Below are 6061 nucleotides of genomic sequence, written 5' to 3'. Positions count from 1 at the left end.
TCGGTCACCCCATCGGCGCCAGCGGCGCGCGCCTGACCGCCACCCTGCTCCGCGAGATGAAGGTCCGGGGCGAGAAATACGGCCTGGCGACCCTGTGTATTGGTGGCGGTGAAGCGGTAGCAGCGATCTTTGAGCTGATTTGAATGAAATCGCTTAACGAAAGAGCCGGAGAGAAGCAGAGCACGGAGAGAAGCAGTTTTTTTAACCAATAACAAGAACTTCTCTGCGGGCTCTCCGGCTCTGCGCCTCTGCGTTAAAAAACAACCACACAACCTCAGGAGATAACGATGAAACCGATCTATACCGAAGCAGCCAAAGCCCTCGATGGACTGGTTGGCGACAATATGACGATTGCCGCCGGCGGCTTCGGCCTGTGTGGCATTCCCGAGAATCTGATCAAGGCGCTGCGCGACAGTGGCGCAACCGGACTGACCGTGGTCAGCAACAATGCCGGGGTTGATGATTTTGGTCTGGGTTGGCTATTGCAGACCCGTCAGATCAAAAAAATGATCTCCTCTTACGTTGGCGAAAATGCTCTGTTTGAACAACAGTTCTTACGTGGTGAACTGGAACTGGAACTGACCCCCCAGGGCACCCTGGCGGAAAAGTTACGGGCCGGCGGCGCCGGTATCCCGGCATTTTTCACCCGTACCGGCTTTGGTACCGTGCTGGCGGAGAACAAACCGGTTCAGACCTTTAACGGCAAGGAATACGTGCTTGAAGAGAGCATTGTCGCTGACCTGGCTATCGTCAGGGCCTGGAAAGCCGACAAGGCCGGCAACCTGATTTTTCGCTATACCGCCAACAACTTTAACGCCGCCTGCGCCAAGGCCGGTCGCATCACTGTTGCCGAAGTTGAAGAAGTGGTTGAGATCGGCGCACTGGATCCCCATCAGATCCATGTGCCCGGCAACTACATCGACCGGATTCTGCTCAGCACCAACCTCGAAAAGCCGATTGAGCAGCGCACCCTCGCCGGCAAGATGACGATCAAGGGGTTCACCCCGGCGCGCGAGTGGCAGGCTAAACGGATCAGCAAGGAATTCACCGACGGTATGTATGCCAACCTCGGTATCGGCATGCCGACCCTGGTGGCCAACTATATCCCCGACAATATCACCATCACCCTGCATGCCGAGAACGGCCTGCTCGGTGTCGGCCCCTTTCCAGAAGAAGGCAAGGAAGATGCCGATCTGATCAACGCCGGCAAGCAGACCATCACCTGGCTGCCAGGTGCCGCTTTTTTTGACAGCGCCGAATCCTTTGCTATGGTGCGCGGCGGCCATATTGATATGTCGGTCTTAGGCGCCATGCAGGTGTCCCAATACGGCGATCTGGCCAACTGGATGATCCCCGGCAGCATGGTTAAAGGACCGGGCGGTGCCATGGACCTGGTGTCCGGGGTCAAGAAGATCGTCATCATGATGGATCACTGCGCCAAGGACGGCAGCTCCAAGCTGATGACCGAATGTACTCTCCCCCTGACCGGTAAAAATGTTGTCGATATGGTGGTCACCGACCTGGCGGTCTTTGAGGTCGATGCTGAAAAGGGGTTGACGCTGATTGAGCTTGCACCGGGCGCGACCCTTGAGTTGATCAAGGAGAAAACCGCCTGTCCGTTCCATATTGCAGACAATTTGAAGTAACAATTGTATGTAGAATTATTCAGCTCCATCCTTGCACAGGGTTGGGGATCCTGTGACAAGGGTGTCTGTCGCCATGGATGGCGACAGTCAAGCGGCCATGGACGGCGAAAAGCGTCCCTTGGCACAGGATTCCCGACCCTGTGCTGAACAATTGATACAGCAAGGAGAAACAAGAGATGACCCAACGTATTGCGGTAGTAACAGGCGCTGCCAGCGGCATCGGCCTGGCCATCGCCAAAGCGCTGGCAGGCAACGGCGCCATGGTGGTCCTGGCAGATATTAATGAAGAGGCCGGAACCAGAGAAGCAAACAGCCTCGGCGCTATCTTCATCAAGGCCGATCTCAGCACAACGGCAGGCTGTCGCGCCCTCGCCGATGAGGTGCTAAAAGCATGCGGTCGCTGCGACATCCTGGTCAACAACGCCGGCATCCAGCATGTGGCTCCGATTGAAGAATTCCCCGAGGAAAAATGGTCATTCATCATCAACCTGATGCTGACCGCTCCTTTTTTACTGACCAAATATTTCTGGCCGTCGATGCGCGAGAATGGCTGGGGGCGCATCATCAACCTCAATTCCGTCCATGGCCTGCGGGCATCGGAATTCAAATCTGCCTATGTCTCGGCCAAGCACGGCATGACCGGGCTGACAAAAACCGCCGCCCTTGAAGGTGCGCCTTACGGCATCACGGTCAACAGCATCTGCCCCGGCTATGTCCGCACCCCGCTGGTCGACGGTCAAATCGATGATCAGGCCAGAACCCACGGAATCAGCCGCGAAGAAGTGCTGGAAAAGATATTACTGAAAAAACATGCCATCAAACGGATGGTTGAACCTGACGAGCTGGGCGAGGTTGTGATGTTTCTCTGCTCCGATGCGGCGCGTTGCATCACCGGCAGTACCATGACGGTTGATTGCGGTTGGACCGCCAACTAGTTTCTGTCCGGAAACGGCCCTTTTCCGCAACCTCTGCGTCAATCTGCGGCTTTGCTTGTGCGGCGTAAAGTACTCCGCCTCCGCGCAAATCCTTGATTTCCTTGACCTTGCGAAAAATTGCTCGTTTCTGGATCAGAAACTTGCCAGTTAGCCTTCAGGATTTTCGGATGGACATTATTAAAGGGCACCATGGATAAGAAGCTTCTCGAAATCATTTTTGATAACCTCTACAACGGCATTTATGTCGTTGACGGAAAGGGTGTCACCATCGGTGTCAACAAAACCTTTGAGGAGATGTCGGGCTTTACCAACGAAGAACTGGTCGGCCGAAGTCTCTATGATCTGGTTGGCAAGGACAACTACTTTTCCGGCTCAGCCAGCCTGCTGGTACTTGAACGCAAAGCCCCGGTCACAGCAACCTACTCAACCAGCACCAAGCGTAAACTGCTGGTTAAGGGACGACCGATCTTCAACAGCAAGGGAGATATCGACTACGTCATTAATACCATCTGGGATCTGACTGTCGTGCAATACAGCAGAGAGATCGATGCCGACACGGCCAGGAATCAACTGCTCAGCGAAGATGACATCATCACCTGCAGCAACAAAATGATGGAGATCATCGACCTGGCATTGCGGGTCGCGATAACTGATTCTACCATCCTGCTGAACGGGGAATCGGGCGTCGGCAAAAGTCTGCTGGCGAGAACCATCCATCGCTCCAGTGAACGCAAAGCCAAGCCCCTGGTGCAGATCAACTGTGCCGCTATTCCGGAAAACCTGCTCGAATCGGAACTGTTCGGCTACGAAGCCGGGGCCTTTACCGGGGCTGATCACAAGGGCAAGGCGGGCCTGCTGGAAATGGCGGAAGGTGGAACAGTTTTTCTCGATGAAATCTCTGAGCTACCGCTCCATCTGCAAGCAAAATTGCTCGGAGTTATCCAGGACAAAACCTTTTTCCGGGTTGGTGGCCGCACCATCCAGCATGCTGATATTCGCTTGATAGCGGCAACCAACAAGGATCTGGTCGAACTGGTCAGCCATGGGCTGTTCCGGGAAGATCTCTACTATCGGCTCAACGTCGTGCCGATCACGATTCCGGCTCTGCGCGAGAGGCGCGAAGACATCCCCACACTGATCCACCACTTCGCTGAAAAGTACAACCGCAAATACAACAGTTATAAACGGTTTTCCCAAAGCCTGATCAATCAGCTTGTCGGCATGGCCTGGAAAGGCAACATCCGTGAACTGGAAAACCTGGTGGAACGCTGTATCGTCACCTGTGTCGGCGACCTGATTACCCCGGACAAAGCGCGGATACCGGGGATCAGCCCGGCACTTCCGAGCGGATTGGGACTGAAGGATATGCTGGCGGAACGGGAACGGGACATCCTGTTGCAGGCCCGGGAACAGTACCAGACCAGCCGGCGTGTCGCTGCGGCACTAGGAATTAGCCAGGCAAGCGCCGCGCGCAAACTTAAACAATTAAACAAGAGGAAGCATTCCTGACCCATTATTAAAACAATAAAACAAAAATAAGGCCCCTGGAAAAACAGCACTCAGAAAAAACAATGTTTTATTTGCTTGACTTCAAAAACAAAAGAAATTATTTTTTCATAAATTGGTAATGCCATTTTACCTTTTGTCCGGTATAATCTTTTACAATTACCAAGTTTTTCCCTGGCGGATTCTCCGTCAGAATATCATCAGCTGAAAAACCAAGGAGGTCACACAATGAGACAAGTTCGAATCTTGATCGGTCTGATTCTGATCCTGACCCTGGCCCTGGCGCCTAATGCCTTTGCCAAACGGGAAAAGTTCGGTGCCGACAAACGCTCCGCAGAAGTTGCACGCGAGCTGCGTACCATCAAGCCCAGTACCGAAGTTCACAACTGGCGGATGGTTATGCCCTGGAGCAAGGGCCTGCTGTTCTATGACATGGCTGTTCACTTTGCCGAGAGCGTCAAGCTGGCTTCCGGTGGTCGTTTGAACATCCGCGTCCATTCGGCCGGCGAACTGGTTGGTGCGATGGAGTCCTTTGACGCCGTCAGCCGCGGAGCTGCCGAAGTTGGTCACGACTGGCCCGGCTACTGGGCAGGCAAGAACCAGAACTTCAACTCCTTTGCTTCGGTGCCTTTTGGACTGGACAATGAAGGCTACAACATCTGGCTCTACGAGCGTGGTGGTCTGGAGCAGATGCAGGAACTCTACGGACGCTACAATCTTGTTGTCTTCCCGGCCGGCAACGGTGGCCAGGAAATGGGGCTGTTCTCCAACAAAAAAGCCAGCACCATGGAAGACTTCAAAGGCATGCGTATCCGTACCGTCGGCTGGTATCAGGACATCATGAACAACCTCGGCGCATCCGTTACCCCGTTGCCCGGCGGTGAAGTCTACCTGGCACTGGAGCGTGGCGTTATTGATGGTGCCGAGTTCAGTACCCCTGCCATCAACCTGCCCATGGGCTTTGATGATGTCACCAAGTACGTTATTTCCCCCGGCGTTCATCAACCCTCGGTTCAGACTTCAATCTTCATCAACAAGGACGCCTATAACAAGCTGGCTCCCGACTTGAAGTGGATTATTGACATCGCTGCCAAGGAAACCCAGCTCTGGGCCAACGCCTGGCAGGAAAACCTGAACATCGAGGCCGTTCGACAGTTCCAGGAAAGAGTCGAATTTGTCCAGATGAGTGATGAAGCAATCACTGACTTTGCCAAAGAAACAAAAAAGTTTCTGGACGATCTGAAATCGAAAAACCCTGACGTCAAGAAAACCCTCGACTCCCAGGAGCAGTTCAAGATCGATTTCGCCGATTGGCGTGAAATCCGCGGTGGCTTGGCACCATGGCCCCTGCAAGATTTCATCGATGGCAAACGTCTCCAATAACCGCCATTAAGACTCAGGCGGGCCCTTGTGTCCCGCCTGAGTTTCGTCTAACTGCCTACAAATCAATCAAGGGGCAATCATGCAATTGATTTCTCGTTTTATCGATGCACTGGTCGAGTTTGTCGGTCAGACATCCTCCTACCTGATTCTGCCATTGATCGGCATGATCGGCTACGAGGTTTTAGCGCGTTACGTCTTCAATGCCCCGACAACCTGGGCTTTTGAATTGAGTACCTTTGTTTACGGGGTCCATTTTATTCTGGGTCTCGCCTACGCACACAAACACAACAGTCATGTCGCCATCGATGTATTTGAAGTAAAGCTACCAAATAAACCTCGCACAGTGCTGCGCATTGCGACCAATCTGGCGTTTTTTCTGCCGATTATTGGTATCCTTGCCTACGGAACCATTGTCTACGCCGCCACATCCTGGGGCTACAGGGAGCTCTCCTGGTCTTCATGGCAACCTAAAATCTACCCCTATAAGGCCCTGATGGCGCTCGGTTTTATTCTGTTCTTTCTGCAGGGTATCGCCAAACTGATTGATGATATCCGTTCCCTGCGCAGCAATGACCAGACCTAAGACTTCCG

5 protein-coding genes and 1 pseudogene are annotated in these 6061 nt (G+C 53.5%); all 6 read left to right on the top strand.

What is annotated here, in order from left to right; genetic code table 11:
• A pseudogene (locus tag AC6F7T_RS05715) lies at positions 1-143 on the top strand (acetyl-CoA C-acetyltransferase); the annotation flags it as partial.
• A 144-nt stretch (positions 144-287) separates the two neighbouring features.
• The gene (locus AC6F7T_RS05710; RefSeq protein WP_500717039.1) at positions 288-1646 is read left to right on the top strand and encodes a 3-oxoacid CoA-transferase subunit B; all 1359 of its coding nucleotides are present in this window, start codon (positions 288-290) and stop codon (positions 1644-1646) included.
• A gap of 176 nt (positions 1647-1822) precedes the next feature.
• Positions 1823-2581: a 3-hydroxybutyrate dehydrogenase gene (locus tag AC6F7T_RS05705; protein WP_500717038.1), complete on the top strand. Its 759-nt coding sequence runs from the start codon at positions 1823-1825 to the stop codon at positions 2579-2581.
• A 189-nt stretch (positions 2582-2770) separates the two neighbouring features.
• Complete coding sequence (locus AC6F7T_RS05700; protein WP_500717037.1) at positions 2771-4090, top strand: sigma 54-interacting transcriptional regulator; 1320 nt, start codon at positions 2771-2773, stop codon at positions 4088-4090.
• A gap of 225 nt (positions 4091-4315) precedes the next feature.
• A complete protein-coding gene (locus AC6F7T_RS05695; RefSeq protein ID WP_500717036.1) occupies positions 4316-5470 on the top strand; it encodes a TRAP transporter substrate-binding protein DctP in 1155 nt (384 codons plus the stop codon).
• 79 nt (positions 5471-5549) lie between these two features.
• The gene (locus AC6F7T_RS05690) at positions 5550-6053 is read left to right on the top strand and encodes a TRAP transporter small permease subunit (RefSeq protein ID WP_500717035.1); all 504 of its coding nucleotides are present in this window, start codon (positions 5550-5552) and stop codon (positions 6051-6053) included.
• Positions 6054-6061 lie beyond the last annotated feature (8 nt).

The sequence above is a fragment of the Pelovirga sp. genome (genome assembly GCF_059864205.1).
The sequence above is the reverse complement of the archived record's forward strand: the minus strand, read 5'-3'. Positions and strand labels throughout refer to the sequence as shown.